This window comes from Pseudomonas sp. WS 5011, from assembly GCF_012985775.1.
Taxonomy (GTDB): Bacteria; Pseudomonadota; Gammaproteobacteria; order Pseudomonadales; family Pseudomonadaceae; genus Aquipseudomonas; species Aquipseudomonas peli.
Genome location: NZ_JAAQXA010000006.1, coordinates 40,755 through 65,582, shown reverse-complemented (window position 1 = coordinate 65,582; position 24,828 = coordinate 40,755). Strand labels below are relative to the sequence as shown.

At 60.6% G+C, this 24,828-nt stretch carries 24 protein-coding genes; 13 read left to right on the top strand and 11 right to left on the bottom strand.

From position 1 onward, the window contains the following. Window positions 1–133 precede the first annotated feature (133 nt). Window positions 134–1,168, top strand: a complete 1,035-nt coding sequence (gene selD, locus HBN63_RS08570; protein WP_170049108.1) for a selenide, water dikinase SelD — start codon at window positions 134–136, stop codon at window positions 1,166–1,168. Next, window positions 1,168–2,268, top strand: a complete 1,101-nt coding sequence (gene mnmH, locus HBN63_RS08565; RefSeq protein WP_170049107.1) for a tRNA 2-selenouridine(34) synthase MnmH — start codon at window positions 1,168–1,170, stop codon at window positions 2,266–2,268. The genes selD and mnmH overlap by 1 nt, the downstream gene beginning before the upstream one ends. A 13-nt stretch (window positions 2,269–2,281) precedes the next feature. Here the strand turns inward: mnmH and HBN63_RS08560 are convergent, their stop codons facing one another. From HBN63_RS08560 to HBN63_RS08545, 4 genes are all read right to left on the bottom strand, one after another. Continuing rightward, window positions 2,282–4,576, bottom strand: a complete 2,295-nt coding sequence (locus tag HBN63_RS08560; protein WP_170049106.1) for an ATP-dependent DNA helicase — start codon at window positions 4,574–4,576, stop codon at window positions 2,282–2,284. Continuing rightward, entirely contained in the window at window positions 4,573–6,213 is a 1,641-nt protein-coding gene (locus tag HBN63_RS08555) for a VRR-NUC domain-containing protein (RefSeq protein ID WP_170049105.1), read from the bottom strand. The genes HBN63_RS08560 and HBN63_RS08555 overlap by 4 nt, the downstream gene beginning before the upstream one ends. Before the next feature lie 196 nt (window positions 6,214–6,409). Continuing rightward, window positions 6,410–7,063, bottom strand: a complete 654-nt coding sequence (locus HBN63_RS08550; protein ID WP_170049104.1) for a TIGR04211 family SH3 domain-containing protein — start codon at window positions 7,061–7,063, stop codon at window positions 6,410–6,412. Window positions 7,064–7,409: 346 nt separating this feature from the next. After that, window positions 7,410–8,933 carry a fumarate hydratase gene (locus tag HBN63_RS08545; RefSeq protein WP_170049103.1) on the bottom strand — a complete coding sequence of 508 codons (1,524 nt, stop codon included), beginning with the start codon at window positions 8,931–8,933 and terminating at the stop codon, window positions 7,410–7,412. Between the two features lie 287 nt (window positions 8,934–9,220). On the opposite strand from HBN63_RS08545, the gene HBN63_RS08540 reads away from it, so the two are divergent. From HBN63_RS08540 to HBN63_RS08530, 3 genes are read left to right on the top strand one after another with little or no spacing between them, the layout of a single operon-like run. Then, complete coding sequence (locus tag HBN63_RS08540; RefSeq protein ID WP_160088758.1) at window positions 9,221–10,348, top strand: GGDEF domain-containing protein; 1,128 nt, start codon at window positions 9,221–9,223, stop codon at window positions 10,346–10,348. After that, window positions 10,341–11,282 carry an iron-sulfur-binding ferredoxin reductase gene (locus tag HBN63_RS08535; RefSeq protein WP_170049102.1) on the top strand — a complete coding sequence of 314 codons (942 nt, stop codon included), beginning with the start codon at window positions 10,341–10,343 and terminating at the stop codon, window positions 11,280–11,282. Before HBN63_RS08540 ends, HBN63_RS08535 begins: the two co-directional genes overlap by 8 nt. A gap of 46 nt (window positions 11,283–11,328) precedes the next feature. Further along, entirely contained in the window at window positions 11,329–12,102 is a 774-nt protein-coding gene (locus tag HBN63_RS08530; RefSeq protein ID WP_170049101.1) for an enoyl-CoA hydratase, read from the top strand. Window positions 12,103–12,163: 61 nt separating this feature from the next. Here the strand turns inward: HBN63_RS08530 and pyk are convergent, their stop codons facing one another. Together pyk and HBN63_RS08520 are read right to left on the bottom strand one after the other, a co-directional pair. Beyond that, a complete protein-coding gene (pyk, locus tag HBN63_RS08525; RefSeq protein WP_170049100.1) occupies window positions 12,164–13,615 on the bottom strand; it encodes a pyruvate kinase in 1,452 nt (483 codons plus the stop codon). Between the two features lie 88 nt (window positions 13,616–13,703). Next, window positions 13,704–14,501, bottom strand: coding sequence for a tetratricopeptide repeat protein (locus HBN63_RS08520; RefSeq protein WP_160088750.1), 798 nt, complete (start codon window positions 14,499–14,501; stop codon window positions 13,704–13,706). A gap of 149 nt (window positions 14,502–14,650) precedes the next feature. Here HBN63_RS08520 and HBN63_RS08515 point away from each other — a divergent pair, with 149 nt between their 5' ends. The 3 genes from HBN63_RS08515 to HBN63_RS08505 all read left to right on the top strand — a co-directional run bounded on the left by HBN63_RS08515 (window position 14,651) and on the right by HBN63_RS08505 (window position 16,081). Then, window positions 14,651–15,025 (top strand): tetratricopeptide repeat protein, encoded by a 375-nt coding sequence (locus HBN63_RS08515; protein WP_160088748.1) that lies wholly within the window; start codon window positions 14,651–14,653, stop codon window positions 15,023–15,025. Between the two features lie 210 nt (window positions 15,026–15,235). Further along, window positions 15,236–15,658 (top strand): DUF4124 domain-containing protein, encoded by a 423-nt coding sequence (locus HBN63_RS08510; RefSeq protein WP_160088746.1) that lies wholly within the window; start codon window positions 15,236–15,238, stop codon window positions 15,656–15,658. Window positions 15,659–15,718: 60 nt separating this feature from the next. Then, window positions 15,719–16,081: a PilZ domain-containing protein gene (locus HBN63_RS08505; protein WP_167147679.1), complete on the top strand. Its 363-nt coding sequence runs from the start codon at window positions 15,719–15,721 to the stop codon at window positions 16,079–16,081. 85 nt (window positions 16,082–16,166) lie between these two features. Here HBN63_RS08505 and mqo read toward each other — a convergent pair whose 3' ends face one another. Together mqo and HBN63_RS08495 are read right to left on the bottom strand one after the other, a co-directional pair. Beyond that, complete coding sequence (mqo, locus tag HBN63_RS08500; protein ID WP_167147682.1) at window positions 16,167–17,669, bottom strand: malate dehydrogenase (quinone); 1,503 nt, start codon at window positions 17,667–17,669, stop codon at window positions 16,167–16,169. Window positions 17,670–18,123: 454 nt separating this feature from the next. Further along, complete coding sequence (locus HBN63_RS08495; protein ID WP_170049099.1) at window positions 18,124–18,357, bottom strand: hypothetical protein; 234 nt, start codon at window positions 18,355–18,357, stop codon at window positions 18,124–18,126. 231 nt (window positions 18,358–18,588) lie between these two features. Here HBN63_RS08495 and HBN63_RS08490 point away from each other — a divergent pair, with 231 nt between their 5' ends. Further along, the gene (locus HBN63_RS08490; RefSeq protein ID WP_090255237.1) at window positions 18,589–19,173 is read left to right on the top strand and encodes a YajG family lipoprotein; all 585 of its coding nucleotides are present in this window, start codon (window positions 18,589–18,591) and stop codon (window positions 19,171–19,173) included. Window positions 19,174–19,238: 65 nt separating this feature from the next. On the opposite strand, the gene HBN63_RS08485 is transcribed toward HBN63_RS08490, so the two are convergent. Then, window positions 19,239–19,445 (bottom strand): hypothetical protein, encoded by a 207-nt coding sequence (locus HBN63_RS08485; protein ID WP_170049098.1) that lies wholly within the window; start codon window positions 19,443–19,445, stop codon window positions 19,239–19,241. Window positions 19,446–19,718: 273 nt separating this feature from the next. On the opposite strand from HBN63_RS08485, the gene HBN63_RS08480 reads away from it, so the two are divergent. Then, entirely contained in the window at window positions 19,719–20,006 is a 288-nt protein-coding gene (locus tag HBN63_RS08480; RefSeq protein WP_170049097.1) for a hypothetical protein, read from the top strand. 64 nt (window positions 20,007–20,070) lie between these two features. On the opposite strand, the gene HBN63_RS08475 is transcribed toward HBN63_RS08480, so the two are convergent. After that, window positions 20,071–21,237 carry a 1-acyl-sn-glycerol-3-phosphate acyltransferase gene (locus HBN63_RS08475; protein WP_170049096.1) on the bottom strand — a complete coding sequence of 389 codons (1,167 nt, stop codon included), beginning with the start codon at window positions 21,235–21,237 and terminating at the stop codon, window positions 20,071–20,073. A gap of 128 nt (window positions 21,238–21,365) precedes the next feature. Between HBN63_RS08475 and HBN63_RS08470 the strand changes: the two genes are divergently transcribed. From HBN63_RS08470 to HBN63_RS08460, 3 genes are read left to right on the top strand one after another with little or no spacing between them, the layout of a single operon-like run. Beyond that, window positions 21,366–21,548, top strand: a complete 183-nt coding sequence (locus tag HBN63_RS08470) for a CPXCG motif-containing cysteine-rich protein (RefSeq protein WP_170049095.1) — start codon at window positions 21,366–21,368, stop codon at window positions 21,546–21,548. Beyond that, window positions 21,548–21,808: a DUF2007 domain-containing protein gene (locus HBN63_RS08465; RefSeq protein WP_170049094.1), complete on the top strand. Its 261-nt coding sequence runs from the start codon at window positions 21,548–21,550 to the stop codon at window positions 21,806–21,808. The genes HBN63_RS08470 and HBN63_RS08465 overlap by 1 nt, the downstream gene beginning before the upstream one ends. A gap of 59 nt (window positions 21,809–21,867) precedes the next feature. Beyond that, window positions 21,868–22,485 carry an SOS response-associated peptidase gene (locus tag HBN63_RS08460; protein WP_170049093.1) on the top strand — a complete coding sequence of 206 codons (618 nt, stop codon included), beginning with the start codon at window positions 21,868–21,870 and terminating at the stop codon, window positions 22,483–22,485. A 64-nt stretch (window positions 22,486–22,549) separates the two neighbouring features. Here HBN63_RS08460 and HBN63_RS08455 read toward each other — a convergent pair whose 3' ends face one another. Beyond that, a complete protein-coding gene (locus HBN63_RS08455) occupies window positions 22,550–24,685 on the bottom strand; it encodes a methyl-accepting chemotaxis protein (protein WP_170049092.1) in 2,136 nt (711 codons plus the stop codon). Window positions 24,686–24,828 lie beyond the last annotated feature (143 nt).

Here is a 24,828-nt window from a genome sequence, read left to right as displayed (position 1 = left end):
ATGGCAGGCCCGCGAATAGGTGGGCTGCGAGTAGTCAGGGTAGTCGACGTGGCGCGATTATATGGAGCGCTGTGTTAAAGGCCAGCTTTGCTAGAATCCGCGCCTGTTTTCCGATTTGCCGAGAGCCTGACCGATGAGCGAGCCGATCCGTTTGACCCAGTACAGCCACGGGGCCGGCTGCGGCTGCAAGATTTCGCCGAAAGTGCTGGAGGTGATTCTCGCCGGCAGCGGCGCGCAGAACCTCGACCCCAAGCTGTGGGTCGGCAATGCCTCGCGTGATGATGCGGCGGTGTATGCCCTGGACGACGAGCGCGGGGTGGTGTCGACTACCGACTTCTTTATGCCAATCGTCGATGACCCCTATGACTTTGGCCGCATCGCCGCCACCAACGCGATCAGCGACATCTACGCCATGGGCGGCGATCCGCTGATGGCCATCGCCATCCTCGGTTGGCCGGTCAATCTGCTGCCGCCGGAAGTGGCCCGCGAAGTGATTCGCGGCGGCCGTGCGGTGTGTGATGAAGCGGGCATTCCGCTGGCAGGCGGGCATTCCATCGACGCACCGGAGCCGATCTTCGGTCTGGCCGTCACCGGTGTAGTGCTTAAACGCCATATGAAACGCAACGACACCGCCACGGCCGGCTGCCAGCTGTACCTGAGCAAGCCGCTGGGCATCGGCATCCTGACCACCGCCGAGAAGAAGGCCAAGCTGCGTCCCGAGGACGTTGGCCTGGCGCGCGACTGGATGTGCACCCTGAACAAGCCCGGTTCGCGTTTCGGCAAGCTGGCCGGGGTCACGGCGATGACCGACGTTACTGGCTTCGGCCTGCTCGGTCATTTGGTCGAGATGGCTGATGGTGCCAATCTCACCGCCCAGCTCGACTACGATGCCGTGCCGCGCCTGCCAGGTGTCGACTACTACCTGGCTGAGGGCTGCGTGCCGGGCGGCACCCTGCGTAACTTCGACAGCTATGGCGAGAAGATCGCACCTATCAGCGACGAACAGCGTGATCTGCTCTGTGACCCGCAAACCAGCGGCGGTCTGCTGGTGGCGGTCACCGCAGAGGGCGAAGCGGAGTTTCTCGCCGTAGCCGCCGAGCTGGGCCTGAACCTGGCGCCAATTGGCCGCCTGGTTGAGCGACAGCGTTACGCGGTAGAGGTGCTGTGATGCGCGACAACAGCAGCAACTACCGCGACATCTTCCTCAATGACCTGCCGATGATGGACGCCCGCGCCCCGGTCGAGTTCAGCAAGGGCGCCTTCCCCGGTGTGCTCAACCTGCCGCTGATGGATGACAGCGAGCGTCAGCGTGTCGGCACCTGCTACAAGCAGCATGGCCAGGACGCCGCCATCGCGCTCGGTCACCAGCTGGTCAGCGGCCAGGTCAAGGCCGAACGGGTTGAGGCCTGGGCGGCCTTCGCCAAGGCCAATCCGCATGGCTATCTGTACTGCTTTCGCGGTGGCCTGCGCTCGCAGATCACCCAGCAATGGCTGGCGGAAGCCGGTATCGACTACCCACGGGTGATCGGCGGCTACAAAGCGATGCGTACCTTTTTGCTGGAAACCACTCAGCAAGCCGTGGCCGAGTGTGATTTCGTGATCCTCGGCGGCCTCACTGGCACCGGTAAAACCGACGTGCTGGTGCAACTGGACAACAGCCTGGACCTGGAAGGCCACGCCAACCACCGTGGCTCCAGCTTCGGCAAACGCGCCAGCGGCCAGCCGGCGCAGATCGACTTCGAAAACCGTTTGGCCATCGATCTGCTCAAGCAACGCGCCCGTGGCACCGAGCAGTTTGTGCTGGAAGATGAAGGGCGCATGGTTGGAAGCTGCACTGTGCCGCTGGCGCTGTACCAGGGCATGCAGCAGTACCCGCTGGTGTGGCTGGAAGATGCCTTCGAGGACCGCTTGGAGCGCATCCTGCGCGATTACGTGGTCAACCTGTGCGCCGAATTTACTGCCCTGCACGGTGAGGATGAGGGCTTTCGGCTTTACGCCGAGCGCCTGCTGCAAAGCTTGAGCAATATCCAGAAGCGCCTGGGCGGCGAACGCTACCAGCGTTTGCTGACCATCATGCAGACGGCGCTGGAGGAACAGCGTCGCGGGGCGGTTGAGCTGCACCGCGACTGGATTGCCGGGTTGCTGCGCGAGTATTACGACCCGATGTACGCCTACCAGCGCGAGAGCAAAGCGGCACGCATCGAGTTTGCCGGTGACCAGGCGGCGGTCATTGCTTACCTGACTGAGCGCAAAGCAGGCCGACAATGAACGGCTTGCGCGGCTAGAGAACCGGGTCCTTGTTTAACGGCAAACGGCAGCGTTCGACCTTCCACCAGGTGGGCAGCAGTTTGCGGATCGCCGGCTGGTTGAAGCGGTCATCGATCAGGTAAACCACGCCCTGGTCCTGAACGGTGCGAATAACCCGGCCGGCGGCCTGCACGACCTTCTGCAAGCCCGGGTAGAGGTAGGTGTAGCCGTAGCCGTTGTTACTGCCGAACATCACCTCCATGCGCTGTTTGATCTCTTCATTGACCGGGTTGATCTGCGGCAGACCAAGGGTGGCGATAAACGCTCCAATCAGTCTATCGCCGGGCAAGTCGATGCCTTCGCCAAAGGCGCCGCCTAACACGGCAAAACCGATGCCGCGGCCCGTGCTGGAGAACCGATCAAGAAAGGCCTGGCGCTCGACTTCATCCATTTGTCGTGATTGCTGCCAGACCGGGATCTGCGGGTGCGCCATCTGCAGCTCATGCAGCACTGCCTGCAGATAGGTGTAACTGCTGAAGAAGGCCAGGTAATTGCCCGGTTTTTCCGCGTATTGGCGGGCAATCAGGGCAGCAATGGGCGCCAGCGAGAAGTCGCGATGGGCGTAGCGGGTGGACAGATTGCTGACGGCCTGGACCTGCAGCTGCTCGGCGCTGAAGGGCGATTCCACATCGATCCAGGGTGTTTCTTCCGGTAGGCCGAGCAGGTCGGCGTAATAGTTCGCCGGACTCAGGGTGGCGGAAAACAGTGTGCAGCTGTGGGCCTCGTCGAAGCGCGGGGCGAGAAACGGCGCAGGCACGATATTACGGATGCACAGGGTGGACACCGATTGACCACTACCCTCGTCGCGGCTGATATCGAACAGCGAGTGCGCGCCAAAGGCCTCGGCCAGCCGGCAGAACAGCATGGCATCGAGGTAGAAGTGCAGCAGCTCGCTGGCATTACCAGCCGGCTGCTCGCTCAGGTGGTCGGTGAGGGTGCTGACTGCCTTTTGCAGCGCCATGACGAACAGGTCCGGCGCGGTGGGGTAAACCTGATACGCCACTTCCTGATCGCGCTCAAGCTGCCGCCAGTGCCGGCTGATACGCTCCAGCGGCGCCTTCATCACGCTCGGCGCGATGCGCCGTACCGCTTCAAAGCGCTGCTGATTGAGTTCTGCGGTGTACATGCCGCGCGCGCGCTCGATCAGGTTGTGGGCTTCGTCCACCAGCAGGGTGATGCGCCACTCATTGAGCTGGGTGAGGCCATACAGCAGACCGCCCATGTCGAAGTAATAGTTGTAATCGCAGACCACCACATCCGCCCAGCGGCACAGTTCCTGGCTCAGGTAATAAGGGCAGATCTGATGCGCTAGGGCAGTTGCCCGCACGCTTTCATGGCTCAGCCATTGGCCTTCGAGTGCGGCTTGGCGGGCGGCGGGCAAGCGGTCGTAAAAACCTTTGGCCAGCGGGCACGAGTCGCCATGGCAGGCTTTGTCGGGGTGCTCGCAGGCCTTGTCGCGCGCCACATGTTCCAGCACCCGCAGCGGCATCGCCTCTTCCTTGCTGCGTAGGGTGGCCAGTGCATCCAGCGCGAGGCGTCGGCCCGGTGTTTTTGCGGTAAGAAAAAACAACCGATCCAGCTGCTGCTCGGGGAATGCCTTGAGCTGCGGAAACAGGGTGCCGAGGGTTTTACCAATTCCGGTGGTGGCTTGAGCCATTAGGCAGTGGCCATCACGTGCGGCGCGGTAGACCTGATTCGCCAGTTGGCGTTGGCCGCTGCGAAACTCGACATGGGGAAAGCGCAGGCGCACCAGGGCTTCATCGCGCTGGCGGCGGTGCTCGCGTTCGTACTCGGCCCAGCGGATATATAGGCTGCACTGCAGCTCGAAGAATTTACGCAGTTCATCCGCTGTGGCGGTCAGGTGGAAGGCGGTTTCATGCTGGGTGATGACGTTGAAATAGACCACTGCCAGGTTGATCTCTGGCATGTCGCGTTCCTGGCAGAGTAGCCAGCCGTAGACCTTGGCCTGGGCCCAGTGCAGCAGGCGATGATTTTCCGGAATGCGGCTGATATCGCCCCTGTGCGTCTTGATTTCCTCCAGCAGGTTTTCTTCGGGGTCGTAACCGTCCGCCCGGCCGCGAACCTTCAAGCCCTGGTATGCGCCACTCAACGGTAATTCGGCGTAGTAGCTCGGGCCGCGTCTGGCCACCACGATGGCGTGCCCGGTCATGCCTTCCTGGGCGGTGGGCGAGGGGGTAAAGCGCAAGTCGAGGTCTCCGACCTTGGCGGTAAATTCGCACAACGCGCGCACCGCCACCTGATAGTTCACGCGTCGGCCCACTGCACGTAACACACATCCACCGGCATGCCGTGCTCGGCGCAGAAGGCCAGCCAGCGCCGCTGGTTGTCTTGCAGGCGGTCGCCTGGGCCTTTCACCTCAATCATCCGGTAGCGCTGCTCGGCCGGCCAGAACTGGATCAGGTCAGGCATGCCCGCGCGGTTGGCTTTGATGTCCAGCAGCAGGCGTTTGAACCAGGCCCGCAGGTGCGCGGCGGGTAGGCAGTCGAGCGCTTGCTCCAGCAAGGTTTCGTCCAGCGCGGCCCAGAATACAAACGGCGACTGGATGCCGAATTTAGCCGCGTAGTTTTCGCGGATTACCTGTTTGTAGGTATCCGAGTCGAAGTGAGCCATGCAGCTGGCAAACAGCTCTTCGCGCTGGGTATGGAAGTCGGCACTGAACAGATCAACCGGGGCGGTGTGGAACGGGTGGAAGAATGCCCCTGGCACCGGCGCGAAGATGGCCTGCCAGCAGAGCAGGCCGAACAGGCTGCAGATCAGGCTGTTCTCGACGTAATGAACCGGCGCGTCGGGCTCGTGCAGATGAGCTTTGACGGCAAACTCGACACTCTGCGCCTCAGGCCTCGGCAGGCTCAGATCAATCCGTGCGGGTGGTATTGGCTTGGCCTTGCCGGGCAGCGGTTGCCCAAGCTGACGGGCCAGCCGGGTCCACGCGCGCTCCACCGCCTGGGCTTCAGCATCATTTTCCGGTGTCTGGATGGCCTGCAGCGTCAGCTTGTAGGCTTGCTCTGGGCGGCCCAGGCGCTCCAGTACGCGGATCTGCCGCAAGCGAGCGCCGACATAGCGGCAGTCGGTGTAGAACGCCAGTGCACCTTCCAGGTCGGCCTCACGTTCCAATTGCTGGCCCATACGGAACAACAGCTTATTACGTCGCGCGGCCAGGAAGGGTGTATCGCAGACCAAGGCGCTGATCTGCTGCAGCACATCTGCAAGCGGCTCGCCGGCCTCGAACTGCTCGCGGCTGCGCTGCAGGTGCAGGTAGCAGTCCACATCTGCCCGGTGACGAAAGGCCCGCGAGTCGGGCGTCAACTCCACGCGCTCATAGCGAAAGATACCGAGCTCGGCGAGAACGAATTCGGACCAGTCCTGGCGTAGATTGCCGAAGAACATCAGGCGTAGACGCTCGCACAGCGCATCAATAGTCAGGGAGACAATCTGCTCTTCACTGCCCGGGCACCATGCGGCAAAGGCGCGTGGCTCGGCACAAGTCTCGGTCAGTTGCGCCAACAGCTCGGATTTGTTCTGCGACTTCCGTGAGCCGTGGCCAGCCAGATGCTGGAGCACTTCATCCTTGCGCAGCAGCTTGAACAGCTCCTCCAGGGAGAGTTCTGCGTCATGCCGCACCCAGCCCGCCTCAAGCAGCGGAGTTGCCGCCTGGCGCGCGCAACCGATTTCCTCGTAACTCAACTTGCTCAGCCGAAAGTGGCTGCCCTTGCGCATGATCATCCGCACCAGCAGGGCCTGGGAGGGCGTATCCAGGGCGAAGAACTGCCGAACAAACTCATGCTCTGCCTCGCTCAGCAGATCGGCATAGCGCGCCTGCAGCCAGGTAAGGGCTTGGCGAAAATTGGCTAGGTAGTAGAAGCGTGGATCGAGTTGCGACTGCATGGGCGTGCCGGTTGCGATTGGTATTAAACCAGAAAGTCAGTTCATGCATGTGTACGACTGAGTCGTCCCAGTTGTTCTAGAAACTATCCAGATTTTAGAAGTAGCTCATTCAAACTCTACCCGTGACAGATGGTTGGCCGCCAGGCTGCCAAGAGTCTTTTATTTCAGGTTGCCGGCATGTTTATTTGGCCAGCCCTCAAACCCACTGATCATTGCGCTTACGCCTTACGCGCAGCATGGTCGGCAGAACCAGCCCTGCGAGTAGCCCGGCGCCGGCGATGCCAGCGCCGTAGGCCATATAGCGCATTAGCACTTGCTGGTGTTCCTCGCCCAGTTGCGCTTGCAGTTCACGTAATTCCGCGTTGGCCTGGCTGAGTTCGCTGTCTAGGGATGAGCGCGCGGTTTGCAGTTCGTCGATCAGGGTTTTGCGCGAATCCAGGGTTTCCTGCATGCCTTGCACGCGGGTTTTCCAGGTGTCGTTGATGCCTTCCAGTTCGCTGCTCAGTTGCGCCACTTGCTGTTCCAGCTGCGGCAGGCGCTCTGCCTGACCAGGAACGTCCTGCAGGTCGCGGTTGGCGATCCATACGGCGCTGCCGTTTTCGCCACGCACCTGGCTGTAATCGCCGGAGGTTTGCAGCAGGGTGACCTTTTGCCCGGAAACCAGGGTGCCGACGATCCGGTAGCCGTCGGTTGGGCCGCTGCGTACATAGGTGTTCAGGCTGTCGCTGACCCAGCGGTTGCTGCTGGCGTTTTCTTCGGCTTGAGCGCTCACGCCTGCCAGCAGGCAGGTAGCGAAGGCGAGGTTGTGCAAAGGGCTAGAAATGTATGGGAGATGGCGAGATAGGGACATGGGGCAATCTTCACATGGCGATTGAACGAAACCCTCAGGCGGGTGCGATAAAGGCCGGCCAGGCGCATTGCCATGAGCAGTTAGGCGATCGGGATGGAGTGGCGCTATGCAGCTGCTCGCTGGGCAAATGGCCATGCAATCCACCCGGCGGGCCGACAGCAGACAGACACTTAGCGAGCGCGGGGAGTTCACCCAGAGACGGGTTGCTGGATGGATGGTTGGTATTTCTGCCTAGCTTGCCTGGTAGTTCACAGCCTGGCTGGCCGCTCAATCTGACGCTGCGTTCGCGAGTGCTAAAAACAACAAACCCGGCACATGGCCGGGTTTGTTGTTTTTGCCGCAGGGCTTACTTGATCTCGACGGCCAGGCTGTCGTGGATCTTTTTGTTCCAGATCGCAGGTCCCGTGATATGCACCGACTCGCCCTTGGTGTCGACCGCCACGGTAACTGGCATGTCTTTCACGTCGAACTCGTAGATGGCTTCCATACCCAGTTCGGCGAATGCCACCACGCGCGACTTCTTGATCGCCTGGGCGACCAGATAAGCAGCGCCGCCGACGGCCATCAGGTACACGGCCTTGTTGTCCTTGATCGCTTCGATGGCAATCGGGCCGCGCTCGGATTTACCGATCATGCCCAATAGGCCAGTGCTTTCGAGGATCTGCCGGGTGAATTTGTCCATCCGCGTGGCGGTGGTCGGGCCGGCTGGGCCGACGACTTCTTCGCGCACCGGGTCGACCGGGCCGACGTAATAGATAAAGCGGCCTTTGAGGTCCACCGGCAGCTCTTCGCCCTTGTTCAGCATGTCGACCATGCGCTTGTGCGCGGCGTCGCGGCCGGTGAGCATCTTGCCGTTGAGCAGCACGGTCTCACCCGGCTTCCAGCTTTGCACGTCTTCTGGTGTCAGGGTGTCGAGATCAACTCGGCGCGCGCTCGGGCCCGCTTCCCAGGCGATTTCCGGGTAGGCGGACAGATCTGGCGCTTCCAGTTCGGCTGGGCCGCTGCCATCAAGCACGAAGTGGGCGTGACGGGTGGCGGCGCAGTTGGGGATCATGCACACCGGCAGGCTTGCGGCGTGGGTTGGGTAATCCATGATCTTCACGTCGAGCACGGTGGTCAGGCCGCCGAGGCCCTGGGCGCCGATGCCCAACTGGTTAACTTTTTCGAACAGTTCGAGGCGCATTTCCTCGATCTTGTTCTGCGGGCCGCGGGCTTTCAGCTCATGGATGTCGATGTGCTCCATCAGCACTTCCTTGGCCATTACCGCGGCTTTCTCGGCGGTGCCGCCGATGCCGATGCCGAGCATGCCCGGCGGGCACCAGCCGGCGCCCATTTCCGGGACGGTCTTGAGTACCCAGTCAACGATCGAGTCGGACGGGTTGAGCATGGCCATCTTCGATTTGTTCTCGGAGCCGCCGCCTTTGGCAGCGACATCCACTTCCACCTTGTCGCCAGGGACGATGGAGTAGTGGATGACGGCCGGGGTGTTGTCTTTGGTGTTCTTACGTGCGCCGGCTGGGTCGGCGAGGATCGAGGCACGCAGGACGTTTTCCGGCAGGTTGTAAGCGCGGCGCACGCCTTCGTTGATCATGTCGTCGACGCTCATGGTGGCGCCGGTCCAGCGCACGTCCATGCCGACGCGGATAAATACGGTGACGATGCCGGTGTCCTGGCAGATCGGCCGATGACCGGTGGCGCACATGCGCGAGTTGATCAGGATCTGCGCCATGGAGTCGCGCGCGGCGGGGGACTCTTCGCGCAGGTAGGCCTCATGCATGGCCTGGATAAAATCCACGGGATGGTAATAGGAGATGAATTGCAGGGCGTCGGCGACGCTCTGGATCAGGTCGTCTTGCTTGATCACGGTCATGCTTGGCGCTCCTTTTTGTAGGGGAGGAGTAGGGCAGGAACTTCGAACAGCGCAGGGTCACGGCCCTGCGCAGTGCTATCAAGGTCAAAGGGCATAGCCAAAGCACAAGATAAAAAGGCGCGGCAGTATACCGCGCACACCGCCAGGCGGACACCTGTGCCGGCCCAGACCATGGTCGCTGGTCGGCTATTTGAGCCGACTAATGACGCGGCAGCGGCCTAGGCATTCTGTGATCACAGGGGTAGAGTGGCGGCTAGATGCCAGCATGGGACGGAGCCCATAAACCCATGAGCCTAAGTAGCCAGCGGGTAACCCAGCGATCACTGCAAAGCCTGCTGCTGAAGCGTTTCGGCATGGCAGTGGCGACCTATGCAATGACTGGGCTGCTGTGCTGGGCTGCTGTATTCGCTGGGCTGTTTCATGCCTCGCCTCTTACGGCGCTGACCATTACTGCCTTGGCCGCCGCTAGCCAGCTGGTGTTCCTCGTGCTGTTTCTGTCCCATTTCAACCTGCGATTGTCCGACCCCAGCCTGACTGAACCGCAGGTGCTGGTGGCGTTGGCCTGGCTGACGGTGCTGCTGTCACTGTTCAGCGAAGGGCGCGGCAGCATGCTGGTGATTTACCTGCTGATCATGCTATTCGGCGTGTTTCAGTTGCCGCCGCGGGTCTTCGCCCGTTGCGCGCTGTTTGCCTTCTTCGGTTTTGCCGGCTTGAACCTGTATGAAGCCTATACCCTGCAGTTGAATGAGCCGCGTGCGGCCTTTATGCAGGCGTGTGTGCTGGCCGTGGTGCTGGTGTGGCTGTGTCTGTTTGCCAGTTACGCCCAAGCTATGCGTCAGCGCATGCGCCAACGGCGTTTTGCCCTGCAGGCGCATCAGGACACGCTGCGTGGCATGATGCGTCAACTGGAAGACCTGGCCGCCACTGACGAGTTGACCGGCCTGTGTAATCGCCGGCACTTCCTGCGTCTTGCCAGTCGTGAACTGGAAGGGCTGCATCATGGGCGTCAGCACGGTCTGGCGCTGCTCGATCTGGATCATTTCAAACGGATCAACGATATCCATGGTCACGCTGCTGGGGACCGCGTTCTGCAAACGTTCGCTGCAGTCGCCCGCGCCTGCCTGCGCGATGGTGATGTGGTAGCCCGCTACGGCGGTGAGGAATTTGTGTTGTTGTTACCCAATACCGAAGCCGATCAGTTCACCGCCTGCTGCGAGCGTTTGCGTGAGGCCTTTAGCCGCGCCGAGCCGCTGGGTGTGAAGGTGGCCAGCCTGAGCGTGTCCATCGGCATGACGTTGTTGACCGTGCACGATGATCTCGACGAAGCCCTGCAACGTGCCGATCAGGCGCTCTACCAGGCCAAACGCGACGGCCGTAACCGTTGCGCGGCGACCTGGGAGGATGTGGATGCCTGAGTTGCGGGCCGCTGATCGCTGCCTTGATGTCGCCCCCGCCAGTAACCTGCTGGACAGCCTGCTGGCTGCCGGTATTACCGTGCCCTACAGCTGCCGCGCCGGCAGTTGTCATGCCTGCCTGGTGCGTTGCGTGGGTGGCGAGTTGCTCGATGGCAAACCGGAAGCCCTGGACGATGCGCGGCGTGAGCAGGGGTGGCGCCTGGCTTGCCAGTGTCGGGTGGTCGAGGACGTGAGCATCGAGGTATTCGACCCGCTGCGCGATGCCGCTCCCGCCGTTATTCACAGTTGCGATTGGCTCAGCAGCGATGTGCTGCGTCTGCGCCTGACCCCACAGCGGCCGCTGCGCTACAGCGCCGGCCAGCACCTGCAACTCTGGACTGAGGACGGCATAGCCCGACCTTATTCGCTGGCCAGCGTGCCGGGCGACGATCCTTGGCTGGAATTTCATATTGACTGTCGACACGGCGGTGCCTTTGCCACGGCAGCGCGGGCGTTTCAGCCGGGTGGCAGCCTACGATTGGGCGAATTGCGCGGTGCGGCGCTGCACTATGACCCGGACTGGCAAGCCCGTCCGCTTTGGCTGATGGCCTCTGGCACCGGCTTGGCGCCGCTCTATGGGGTGCTGCGTGAGGCAATACGTCAGGAGCATCAGGGCGTCATTCGGGTTATTCACCTGGCCCATGATGCGGCCGCACATTATCTGGCTGAGCCCTTGCAGGCGTTGGCTGCCAGCCATCCGCAGGTGCAGGTCGAGTTGCTCACCACGGCCGAGTTGACGGCTGCTTTGGCCGAACTGCGCCTTGTTTCACGGCAAACCATCGCCTTACTCTGCGGCCACCCCGACAGCGTCGAAACCTTTGCGCGCCGCCTGTATCTGGCGGGTTTACCGCGCAGTCAGGTTTTCGCTGACGTCTTTTTGCCCCACGCGCGCTAGCCGTTCAGGTTCTCAGCTCGCGGGTGGCCTGCCGTGAGGATTGATGATGAGCGAGCACCTGCTGGTAGAGCGTGAACAAGGGCTGTTGACTCTGCGCATGCACCGCCCCGACAAGAAGAATGCCCTGACCCGCGCCATGTACAGCGGCATGGCTGAAGTGCTGGTGCAGGCTGATGAGGATAAAAGCGTGCGCGCCGTGCTGATCACCGGCGGCGACAGCTGCTTTACCAGCGGCAATGATGTCGCCGACTTTATCAAGGCGCCGCCCACCGGGCTGAACAGCGAAGTGTTCCAGTTTATGCAGGCGCTGTTCGAGTTCAGCAAGCCAGTGGTGGCCGCCGTCAACGGTCCGGCGGTGGGTATCGGCACGACCATGCTGCTGCACTGCGACCTGGTCTATGTCAGCCGTGATGCCACGCTGAAGATGCCCTTTGTGAACCTGGGCCTGTGTCCTGAATACGGTTCCAGCCTGATCCTGCCGCGCCTGCTCGGTCACGCCCGCGCTGCCGAACTGCTGCTGCTCGGGCAGAGCTTTACCGGTGAGCAGGCTGCAACCTGGGGCATCGCCAATCAGGCGCTGGATAGCGGCTCGGCAACCCTGGCCAAGGCTCGCGAAATGGCCCTGCGCTTTCAACAGTTGGCACCGGCTGCCGTTGCGGATAGCAAACGCCTGATGCGCGCACCGGATCGCGAGCAACTGCGTAGGGTTATCGAGGAAGAGGGCGCCTTGTTCGGCCAGCGCCTGCGCTCGCCAGAAGCTATCGAAGCGCTGACGGCCTTTATGCAGCGGCGCACGCCGGACTTCAGCAAGTTCGCCTGATGCCTTGAGGCAAACAAAAAGGCCGCTCGATTGAGCGGCCTTTTGCGTTGCAGTGCAGCAGTTACACCAGTGCTTCACCGACATGCAGCAGCTTCATGGTGTTGGTGCCGCCGATGGTGTGGTAGCTGTCGCCCTTGGTCAGGATTACCCAATCACCGGCCTGCACCACGCCGCGCTTGAGCAGTTCGTCCACCGCGGCCTGGCTGACTTCCGCCGGTTGCAAGGCGGCTGCGTCGAAAGGTACGGTGTAGACGCCGCGGAACATGGCCGCGCGGGCCTGGGTTTCGCGGTGCGGAGAGAAGGCGAAGATCGGCACCGAAGAACGTATGCGCGACATGATCAGCGGCGTGTAGCCACTTTCGGTGAGGGCGATGATCGCTTTCACACCGGGGAAGTGGTTGGCCGTGTACATGGCCGCCAGGGCGATACTTTCGTCGCAGCGCTCAAACTCGGTGCCCATGCGGTGGCTGGATTTTTTGCTGGTTGGGTGTTTTTCCGCACCCAGGCAAATGCGCGCCATGGCCTGCACGGCTTCCAGCGGGTAGGCACCGGCGGCACTTTCCGCCGAGAGCATCACCGCATCGGTGTAGTCGAGCACGGCGTTTGCTACGTCGGAGACTTCCGCGCGGGTTGGCATCGGGTTCTGGATCATCGACTCCATCATCTGCGTCGCGGTGATCACCGCCTTGTTGTGGCGTCGCGCGTGCAGGATGATTTTCTTCTGGATGCCGCACAGTTCGGCGTCGCCGATCTCTACACCCAGGTCACCACGAGCAACCATCACCGCATCACTGGCGCGGATCAGGCCGTCGAGGGTTTCGTCGTCGGCTACCGCTTCGGCGCGTTCGATCTTCGCCACCAGCCAGGCGGTGCCGCCGGCTTCGTCGCGCAGCTTGCGCGCGTAATGCATGTCGTCGGCATCGCGTGGGAAGGATACGGCCAGGTAATCCAGCTCCATCTCGGCGGCCAGTTTGATGTCTGCCTTGTCTTTCTCGGTCAGCGCCGGCGCAGTCAGGCCGCCGCCACGGCGGTTGATGCCTTTGTGGTCGGACAGCGGGCCGCCGATGATCACTTCGCAGTGCAGGGCATCTGCGGTGGCTTCCATCACGCGCATGACCACGCGGCCGTCGTCGAGCAGCAGCTCATCACCGACGCCGCAATCCTTGACCAGGTCCGGGTAGTCGATGCCGACGATGTCTTGCGTACCGGCAGTCAGCGGATGGCTGGTGGAGAAGGTGAAGCGGTCGCCTAGCTTGAGCTCAATGCGCTTGTTGGCGAATTTGGCGATACGAATTTTTGGGCCTTGCAGATCACCCAGTAGCGCTACGTGACGGCCGTGTTTGGCAGCCAATTCGCGCACCAGCTTGGCGCGGGCTTTGTGCTCATCGGGCGAACCGTGGGAGAAGTTCAGGCGGGCGACATCCAGGCCAGCGATGATCAGTTGTTCAAGCACCTCTGGGCTGTTGCTAGCGGGGCCGAGGGTGGCGACGATTTTGGTGCGGCGAAAGGTCATGCACAGACTCCTGAGTGGCAGCTGCGCATGAGGCTACTATGCCGCAACCCTGTAGTCATTGTTCCTCTGTACTACCTTGGCCCACCTGCTAGCGATTAAGTGCCTGGTCCAGATGGCGGGCGGCCTTGGTGTTCAGGTCGCTATTGGGGAATTGCACCAGTAGACGACGCAGGTAGGTGATGGCCTTGTCGCGGCTGGCCTGTGGGTTATCCGGGGCCAGGTACATCAGGCCGAGCTGGTACAAGGCTTTTTCCTTGATGTCTGCAGGGATGCCGGGGTCGCTCAAGGCCAGCAGGTACAGCTCTTCAGCCTCACTGACGCGGTTTTTCAGTACGGCGCGGCGCGACAGCAGGGTCATGTCGGTATCGAGGCTGGGCTTGTACAGGTCAAGTTGCTGGTTGGGCTTCCAGTGTGCCAGCAGTTCGCGGGAGGTCTTGTGTACGGGCTCGTCTGCGCGCTCGCGGATCATCACAATCCGCGCCTCGGCCCGTTCGGCAGCCCGGCTGGATGGGAACTGGTTAAGCACCTGATAGAAATAGTTGAGCGCTTTATTGTCGTCGCGCTGGTCGTTGAAACGGTTCATATAGAGTAGGCCGATCTGGTACAGCGAGATGGCACGCACCTCATCGCTGAGCTTCTCGTCACGGTAACCGGTGAGGTACAGCTGCTCGGCTTGTTCGCTTTTGGCGTCGCGGATGGCCTGGGCACTGTAGGTCAGCAGGTCGCCTTCATCCTCAATGGCTGCGAGCATGCGGTTGTTCTTCAGGGTTTTGTATTCGACCACTTCGTTGGTGGTGATCTGCGCAATAAACAGCGGTGTGGTGGGCGAGCAGGCGCTCAACAGAGCGGTACACAGCAGCACTAACAGGCGAGGTGACGACGACATGACAGCTCCTGGGCGCAATGGCCGTTGCGCGCCAGTCTAGTCAGGCGAGCGGGCGGTGGCCAAGTGGCTGGCGGCATTACCCATCAGAGGATATGTTGCTGCAGAATTTTCCTGGGCAGTCGATACACTGCTCATCGGAGGAGAGGCTTATGCGCTTAGTGTTTATTGTTCTGCTGGTGCTGGGTGTAGCGGGGTGCAACCGTTACTCGTTTGATCACCACCTCAATAGTGCCTATGAGGCCTATGACCGTGGCGAGTGCGAAGCAGCGATCCTGTCGCTGTCCAAGGCCGAGCGCAACAGCCGTTCGCGGCGTTACATGCAGCCGGAAATCTCCCTGCTGCGCGGCCAGTGCCTGGAACGTCAGGCGCTGTTCGTTGATGCGATGCAGACCTATCAGTTCATCGTCACCAACTACCCGGCCAGCGAGTACGCCTATCGCGCCCGTGCACGCATGGATACTCTGCGCGAGCTGGGGCATGAAGGCGCTGGTGCGGCGGTCAAGGTCACCCCGGTCAAGCCCTGACCGTTGGTCGTCACAGGACAAAGAAGGGTCTACTCGGCAGTAAGCTGAGGTTTTATAACCTGCTCACGGTCTGCTGCGCGTCGGCCCTACTGCGTTAAAAACAGGCTCGGAATGCTCATTTACAGCGAGTAAACTCCGCTTCCTCGCCTGTTTTTGTCTTGTATGGCTCTAGCTCGCTAGATCGTGAACAGGTTCTTAGGGAGGGAATCCATGCGCGTCTTGTTGTGCCTGTTGCTATTGCCGGGGTTGGCGGCTGCGGAAATCTATCGCTGGACCGACGCCAATGGCCAGGTGCACTTCGGTCAGCGTCCAGCGGCGGCTGGAGCCGAAAAGGTCGAAGTCAAACCGCAGGTGGTCGAACGCGATCAGCTGACCCGTGAGCGCGAAGAGCGTACCAATCGGTTTTACGATGCACGCCGCGACGAGCAGGCGCAGGTTTCGGCTGTGGCTGCGGAAAAACAGGCCAAACGCGCCGAGGAATGTCACGAGCTGCGCAAAAAACTGGCCTCGATCCCTGAGGGGCGAAGCTATTACCGCACCGAGGCGGATGGTCAGCGCAGCTATTACAGCGATGAGCAGGTTGATACCGCCCGTCAGCAACTCCAGAGTCGGGTGTCTGAACGCTGTTCCTGAAACTGGTTTAAGCGCAGTAGTGGGGCCATACTCAATGGCCATCAATAGCGATTTGCCACTATGCAAAAGCATATTCAGCGCAGCATCGAACGCCATCAACTGCCCTACTACCTGAAGGTATTCAATCGCATCACCGACAAGCCCATGGGCTATATCGGTAATGTCTCATTGGACGGGTTGATGTTAATCAGTCAGCTACCCCTGTTAGTGGGCGCGCGTTTTGATATGCGTCTGAAAATTCCTGGGCACGATGCCCCGCACTACATCGACTTTTCGGCCACCTGCCAATGGTCCCGAGAGGATGTCACCCCCGGCAGTTATGACTCGGGTTTCGCCCTGGTCGCGCCCCCAGGTGATTACGTCGAGATGGTTGATGCCTTGCGGCATTACTTCAGTTTCCGGCCGATGCCCACATCCGCTTAAATACGCGATTAGCCTGAAACGGCCTTCAGCGAATGAAAGGCAATAAAAAACCGCCCCGAGAGGCGGTTTTTTATTGCAGTGCGGTTTAGGCGCTGACGGTTTGTTCCAACTGCAGCAACGCGTCGGAGCGCGATTGCACTTCGCGGTAGCGCTCGGCATCGCTGGCGAGCACTGCGCCCATGGCTGGGAAGATCTCGTTCAGTTTGCTGCGCCACTGCTCTGATTTGACCTGCGTGCCGAAGCAGCGCTGGATCAGATCAAGCATGATCGAGACAGTCACTGAAGCGCCTGGCGATGCGCCGAGCAGGGCAGCGATGGAGCCGTCTTCGGCTGCTACCAGTTCGGTCCCGAACTGCAGGATGCCGCCGTTCTTCGCATCCTTTTTGATGATCTGCACGCGTTGACCGGCGATTTCCAGGCTCCAGTCCTCGGCCTTGGCCAGTGGATAGAAGCCGCGCAGGGTTTCCAGGCGCTGGGCTTCGGATTGCAGCACTTCCTTGACGAGGTAGCGGGTCAGGTCAAAGTTGTCGCGCGCCACGGCCAGCATTGGGCCGATGTTGTTAAAGCGAATCGACAGCGGCAGATCAAGGAACGAACCGCGCTTGAGGAACTTGGTGGTGAAGCCGGCATAGGGGCCGAACAGCAGCGAGGTTTTACCGTCTACCACGCGGGTGTCCAGGTGAGGCACTGACATCGGTGGCGAGCCCACGGCTGCCTGGCTATAGACCTTGGCCTGATGCTGTTTGACCACGTCCGGGTTGTCGCAACGCAGCCACTGGCCGCTGACCGGGAAGCCGCCGAAGCCTTTGCCTTCCGGGATGCCAGACATCTGCAGCAGCGGCAGCGCCGCGCCACCAGCGCCGAGGAAGACGAATTTAGCCTGGATCTCGCGGTTGTTGCCGCTTTGCAGGTCCTTGACGCTGACCCGCCAGCCTTGGCCGCTGCGCTTCAGGCCAACCACTTTTTGGTTGCAGGAAACCTTGGCATCAGCTTGCTGGCCGAGGTGTGCGAGCAGGTGCGTGGTCAGGTTGCCGAAGTTGACGTCGGTGCCCGCCATGACGCGAGTGGCTGCAATTGGCTCGTTCGGGTCGCGGCCCGGCATCATCAGCGGCATCCACTCCGCCAGGGTGGCTTTGTCTTCGGTGTATTCCATGTCCGCAAAGGCATGGTGCACGGTCAACGCCTGGAAGCGCTTCTTCAGGTAATCGATACCTTTCTGGCCGCGAACGAAGCTCAGGTGTGGCACTGGATTGATGAACGATTTGGGCGAACCAAAGCGGCCTTTCTCGACCAAGTAGGCCCAGAACTGCTTGGACTCTTCGAACTGAGTATTGATGGTTACCGACTTCTTGATGTCGATCGAACCGTCTGCCGACTCCGGCGTGTAGTTCAACTCACACAGGCCGGCGTGGCCGGTGCCTGCGTTGTTCCAGGGGTTGGAGCTTTCGATTGCCCCCGATTCCATCATTTCGAGCACTTCCAGCTTGATCGCCGGGTCGAGCTCTTTCAGCAGTACGGCCAAGGTCGCACTCATGATGCCGGCACCCACCAGCACCACATCCATTGTTTCGTAATCGTTTTGCGCCATTACCACTTCTCCGCAAACCAGCACTCAATAGACGTTCGTCAGCTTATGTATGCACACAGCCAATCAGCAGTCGGCGAGACGCTCAGGGTTGAGGAAAGCAGGCTTCTGGAAGCAGATGCCAACCGCGAGATCGTTCATTTTCGCCACACTCTTGTGAAGTTTTCCAAACCGTTCTTTCCACGCTCTTTTGGAGTCGTGAACCTCAAAACACGTCTGCTGGGCACGCTTTTCTACGACATAGAACGGCCATGCAGCGATTGCAGGCGTTATACGTGGGAGTAAGCGGCAGCCGGAAGGCAGCGCGAAGTGGGCGACTCTCTGGGGCGGAGCTGGTGCAATGGAGCATCAGCGATACGGCAAGGCCCGAACAGGAGGCGTCCTTATAATCGGGGCGAGATTATAAGGGCAAAGCAGGAAAATTGATCGCCTAGCGTGACTTTTCTTCTTCCGCCGGTCAGGCTGCCAGCGTTTGCCGCACGCGCAGGCATGGCGTGACCTGGGCAGTTCTGGCGCTAGCGGGCAGCGGTCGATTGAGCCAGCTCAGGCAGCTGTGTTGCACCTCAATCCAGCCGGAGCCTTGTGGCGCCTGGGTTGACTGGCGCAGGGCGCGGCAGATGCCTTGCGCATCGACCAGGGCAAATGAGCGCATCGGGCGGCGTGGGGCGAGCAGGTTGCGCAGTGAGAACATGGCGAATCACTCACGAACAAGGAAGACTAAAGTCTTATGCCTGACGTGGGTTACAGGGGTGTTACGGGAACCAGTAAGCGCGATAAGCGTCCTAGGCCCTGTCGCCGTTTCATCGCGAGCTGCATTGCTGTGAGAAATGGCAGCAGGCCCTGGCAAGCAGCGCTGTCAGGCATTTGCCGCGCTGGTTATACTGCGCGCCACTTCTACCCCCTTATGTATGGAGAGTTGAGCATGCTGCATCGTCTGCTGTTTGGTCTGGTGGCTGTTGCCAGCCTTACTCTGGTGGGTTGTGCCCACAGCCCGCAACAACTCAGCCCACAACCCAAGCTTAATAGCCCGCTGACCGCTGTTGGCCAAGGCCAGCCGGTGGTGGTGCGCGTAGCCGATGGCCGTCCTTCGCCAGTATTGGGAACTCGCGGTGGTCTCTACCCGGAAACCAGCGCCATCAGCGTGAGCGGCCAGGACATCCTGCCCAAGCTGCAGGCCCAGGCTGAAGCGGCTGTACGTTTGCTCGGCTTTACCCCAAGCGCGAATGCCTACAACGCACCGCAGCTGACCCTGACCCTGGCCGAACTGAAATACCAGTCGCCGAAAGAAGGCATGTACGTAACCGAAGCTGACATGACCGCGACTTTCCGCGTTGATGTGCAGAACAGCAGCCGTCGCTACAGCGGCCGTTACGGCGCCTCGTTGAACCAGCGCTTCGGCATGGCGCCAAACCAGGCAACCAACACCAAGTTGGTTGGCGACGTGTTGAGCGACGCCCTGACCCGCGCTTTCAAGGATCCGACCATCGGCCAGATGCTCGGGCAGTAATCCGTATTGCAGTAATGAAAAAGCCCGGGTGACTCCGGGCTTTTTTACATCTGTGCTGCTGCCTTTCAGGCGGCTTCGCTATAGAACTCGGGCAGGCTCATGCCCGTGCGTGTGTCGATGTCGGGCAGGGCGTAATGCTCGTGGCCGCCCATGGCGCAATAGACCAGCCAGTGGTCGTCCTGCACATTGAAAGACAGCCCGTTTACCACATCGTCCACCTCATCCAGCGAGTCGATCAGGTAATCGCGGTCTTGCGGTTGGGCATGCAGCATGGTGTGTTCCTCCATGGATGTTTAAAACCTGTCGCCGTGCTTGAAGCCTTTTTGGCCAGGGCGTTGGGACGAGTGTTAGACCATAGTCCACGAAGATGACAGTGTTTAGACCGCTTAGTCATAGTGACTGCGATTCGTCGGAATCGAGCCGCGAGTGCTGCAACCTTCGGTAGACTTCGCGACCGTATTTGGGCTGCCCGATTGTGCATCGGGTGTGCTGCTAATTAGGCGCGATGTTGGTCGCATGCCTTATAGACGTAGTAGAGGTCGAGGATGTCGTTGCAAGCGCTTTGGTTGCTGATCGAAGGTCAGCCTGGGCAGTGGCTTAATGGGCTGGCGGTGTTTTTTGCCTTGGCCGGCGCCTGGTTGCTGTTGGCTACCCGTCTGCGTGAGCAGCGTGCACAGGCCCGCGTGTTGGCGGGTAATGAGTTGAATGAGCTGGCGGAGCAGGCCTACGCCTGTGATGAACCTACATGGCGGCTGAACCAGTTTTTCGTCCGGTTTGGCTATGTCTGCCTGGGGGGCGCACTGCTGCTTTCCTGGCTTAGCACGCGGCTGTAACACGCCCTTTGTAGCAATAAAAAACGGCAGCCATGGGCTGCCGTTTTTTATTGCCGCGGTTTGCCTAAAGCGGCAGACCAGCCTTGATCCGGTACTGGTTACGCACCGGGTTGGCGTATTGCAGAATCAGATAGGGCTGCTGCTCGTTCGGGCAGTTGGCCAGGCGTCGCAGCCATTCATTCTTGGCCGCACTGAGCTCCTCGGCAGGAAATACGTCTGCGGCGCTGGGTACGGCCAGTTCCGGGTCGCGATCCGCCCACATGGCGTAGGCCAGGTAATGCACAGGAAATAGCCGGTAGCCGGTGAGAATCTGCCTGTCCATTTCCGCAGCCAGCAGTTTGCTGTCTTCAATCCCTTGGCTGACCGGCGCACCGAAGTGCACATGCACGCGACCTTTGTAGCCCGTAATGCCGAGGGCAATGCTCTGGTCATCCTCGCCCGCCGCTTTGGTGTAGCTGCCGCTGCTGGCGCGGATAAACAGCTCGCGAGCCTTGGCTTGGTCGCAGGGGTCGTACTCGTAGCTGATTGACACCGGCGTCAGGCGCAGGGCATTGATCACCTCGGCGAATGGTTCACCCTTGCGGCTCATATGGAACATCTTGAGGATCGCCGAATCGGTACGGTCATCACCATCCTTGGCGCGGCCTTCGGCCTGGGCGATCCAGATCGACTCGCCATCATTGCGGATCGAGTGATTGATGTATGCCGACAGCAATTGGTAAGCCGCCAGCTTCTCGCGCCGTCCGTTGATCGAACGGTGCACGATAAAACTCTTGTTCAGGCGCATCAGGTCGCTGACAAAGGGCTTCTGCAACAGGTTGTCGCCGATGGCAATACGCGGCGTTGGCAGGCCGGCGTGGTACACCGCATAGTTGACGAACGCCGGGTCCATGACGATATCGCGGTGGTTAGCCAGAAACAGATAAGCGTTACCGGCTTGCAGGTGTTCGATACCGGAGTAGCTCACGCCATCGGTCGCCTGCTCGATAGTGCGATCGACATAGCTCTCGATGCGCGTCTGTAATTGCGCCACTGAACTCACGTCGCGAAACTCAAGACGCAGGCGATAGGCTATAAGTGGTTTAAGCAGCCAGCCTAGCGAAGATGCCAGGCGCGGGAAGCGGAACTGAGTGAGGATGCCGAGAAACGCATCGTCGGCAAGCAGGCGTGCCAACACGGCAGGGACTTCGGCGTCGGCGTAAGGTCGGATGGCATCGAATTCGCCCATCATGCTCTCTTGTTGTGGGTGGCTGTGGAGATGCTCACTGCGCTGAACGTCGGGCGTGAGATGGAACAACACGCGACTGCAGGGCCAGCTATAGACCGGCGATTATAACGCCAAGTCACAAGGAGGCAGCGATGCTAGAAAGTCAGGACTACCAATGTCCTTATTGTGGTGAGCAAGCTGAGGCGTTGCTCGATCTGTCGGGAGGCGATCAGGAGTACATCGAAGACTGTCCGGTGTGCTGCCGGCCGATTGTGTTTTCGCTGCAGACGGATGGCGAGGACTGGAGCCTGGACGCGCGCGGGGAGAATGATTGATGCAGCGAATCTACGAGCCGCAAGACCTGATGGAGGGCGAGCTGCTGCTGGGTATGCTGGCCAGTGAAGGAATCGAGGCCTACCTCACGGGGCAGCACTTGGCCGGCGCTGTGGGCGAGTTGCCGGCCTGTGGTCTGCTTGGTGTGATGGTGGAGGATGACCACGCGCACCGCGCGCATCAGCTGATCGCCGCGTACAATGCCGCCCTGCCTCTGCCCGGCGACGAGCCGGATAACTTACAAGGTACGTTGCTCTGCTGATTGCGGTCTGCAGCGCGTCGGCCCAGCGGCCTTTCCTTCAAGTGTTATCGAGTTTCCCCATGTGTGGACGTTATGCCCTGTTCCGTTGGACGCCTGCATTTGCGGCGATTCCCGGTTTTCCTGCTGATCAGTTACCGCACTGGAGTATTTCGCCGCATAGTCAGGTGTTGCTGCTGCGCAATGTCGAGGGCGAGCGCCAGTTGACGCGTGCACGCTGGGGGCTGACTCCGCCCTGGCTGACGGACCTGACCAGGACTCCCGCCCAGGCGCGAGCGGAAACCCTGGCGGAACAGCCGATGTTTCGTGAGGCGTTTCGTCTGCGCCGCGGCCTACTTCCTGCCAACGGCTTTTATGAGTGGCGTGGCACTGCGCGCAAGCGCCCGTACTGGCTTACGGGTGATGCTACGCCGCTGTATTTCGCCGCCTTATGGGAGGCTTATCCGGTGGAGGGGTGTGTCTACTTGAGCGCCGCAGTGGTGACTCAGGCGGCTGCTAGCCAGCGGCGCCCGCTGATTCTCGATGACTCAGGTCAGGCGGCCTGGTTAGCTGCCGACACACCGGCGGTTGAGTTGCAGGCTTTATTGGCGAGCCCGCAACCGGCGCTGCGTGAGCGGGTTCTGGCCAATCTGATCAATGATCCCAAGCTGGATGCGCCTGAGTGCCTGACGCCGGCCTAGGTTATTAACAAGATGCAAAAAAAGGGCGGATTGCATAGCAGTCCGCCCTTTTGCTTACGCGTAGTCAAACCTTGAACTGATTGATCAAGCGACGTTGCTGTTCGGCCAGTTGGGTCAATTCGGCGCTGGCCTGGCTGGCTTCATCAGCGCCACCGGCCACTTCATTGGCCACTTGGCCAATGTTGGTGACGTTACGGTTGATGTCTTCGGCCACTGCACTTTGCTCCTCGGCGGCGCTGGCGATCTGCGTGTTCATGTCATTGATCACCGAGACCGCCTGAGTGATGGACTCCAGTGCCTCAGCGGCCTGGCTGGCCTGCTGCACGCTGACCTCGGTCTTGCTCTGGCTGTCTTCCATGACCGTGACGACATCGCGAGTGCCTTGTTGCAGTTGCTGGATCATGGTCTGGATTTCTTCGGTGGCCTTTTGGGTTTTCTGCGCCAGATTGCGCACCTCATCGGCTACCACGGCAAAGCCGCGACCCTGTTCGCCGGCACGGGCGGCCTCGATGGCAGCATTGAGTGCCAGCAGGTTGGTTTGCTCGGCAATCCCGCGAATGGCGACCAGGATCGCGGTGATGTTCTCGCTGTCCTTGGCCAGCGTTTGTACCACGGTGACCGCGCGACCAATTTCTTGTGCCAGGGCGGCAATTGCCTCGGCGGTGTGTTGCACTGTCTGTTTGCCTTGATTGGCGGCGCGGTCTGCATGGTTGGCGGCTTCGGCGGCATGGGTGGCGTTGCGTGCCACGTCCTGGGCGGTCGCGGTCATTTCATGTACGGCGGTGGCGACCAGCTCGATCTCCGCCAGCTGCTTCTGTACGCCCGTGTTGGTGCGGATGGCGATGTCGGCGGTGTGTTCGGAAGAGTCGCTGACTTTCTGCACCGAACTGACCACCTGGGTAATCATGCTTTGTAGCTTACCGAGGAAGGTGTTGAAGCCCCTGGCGATATCGCCCAGTTCATCGCTGCGGTTCACGTCCAGGCGACGGGTCAAATCGCCATCGCCCTGGGCAATGTCGTCGAGCATGACCACCATCTGTCGCAGTGGGCGGGCGATGCCATAGCCGACGAACCAGATCACCAGCATGCCAAGGCCTGCAACCAGTAAACCCACCAATGCCATGCCCAAGGTATCTGCTTCGGCCTGCTGAGTGAGGCCGGCCTGCAGTTCATTCAGGTCCGCAAACACGGCACTGGTTGGCAGAACGATGGCCAGGGTCCAGCGTGTCGAGGTGCCAGCCACTTGGAACGGCAGCAGCAGTTGGAGTAGTTGGCGCTCTTCGTCGAGTTTGTTGATTGGCTGCTCATTGCTGCTCTGCTTGAGCTGGCTCAGCAGCTCGGCATCAATCGCCTTGCTTGCCGGTTGGCCAATCAATGTGGCGTCCTGGGTTGCGGCGATCAGGGTGCCGTTGGAGGCAATCAAGGCCAGTTCCCCCGCGCCGTCATACAACCCGGCCTTGGCGGTAGTGAGCAGCTCCTGAATAAAGTCCAGCGCCAGGTCGTTGCCAGCTACGCCGCGGAATTGACCATTGACCATGATCGGCGCGTTGAAGGCGGCAACCAGCACCTGCTTGCCGCCAAAATCGTAGGAGGCGGGGTCAATTACGCAGGGTTTGCCAGTTTCCTTGGGGCACAGGTAATACTCGCCTGTGCGCACCCCGGTGGGTTGAATTTCTTCACTTTCCATTTGCTCAACAGTCAGTGCGTCGAGCTTGATTTGGTTACCTTCTCGGTACCACCAGGGCATGAAACGGCCGGTGTTGTCGTACCCATTCTCTTTTTGGTCAACATAGAGGTCGTCGTCCTGGTCGAACGCATTCGGTTCCCAGCCGATATAGAGGTCGATGAGTTCTGGGTTGACCTTGAGGTACTCACTGACCAGTTTGCTCAGTTCCTCGCGAGTCAGGCTGATACCGGGGCTGCCATCGGCACTGGCCATCTGGCTGTTGAGGGTGGCCAGGGATTTGGCAACGGTCATGGGGCGTTCGAATTGGCGCTGCAGTTGTCCAACCTGTGCTTGAGCCAGGGCGTTCAGGCGCTGATCAATCACTGTTTCGAGCAGTGCCTGGGTGCGCTCTTGCACCTGGGTCTGGGTACGCCCCCCGGCGAACAGGGCGTAGAGTACCAATGCGACGATAACAGCCAGGATGCTGGCCCCCGCCATAAGCGCAACGGAAGACTGGATCGATTTGAATCGCATAGGGACTCCTCAACTACGGGTTACACCTGTCCCTGGTATATCGGCTGTGTAGCTTCAAAGCATTAGCTCGATTCTGTGATTTAGCAACGTGTGCGGCGGCCTATTCTGCAGCGCCTGCGGGTTGTGTTGCCCAGGTGCACGGC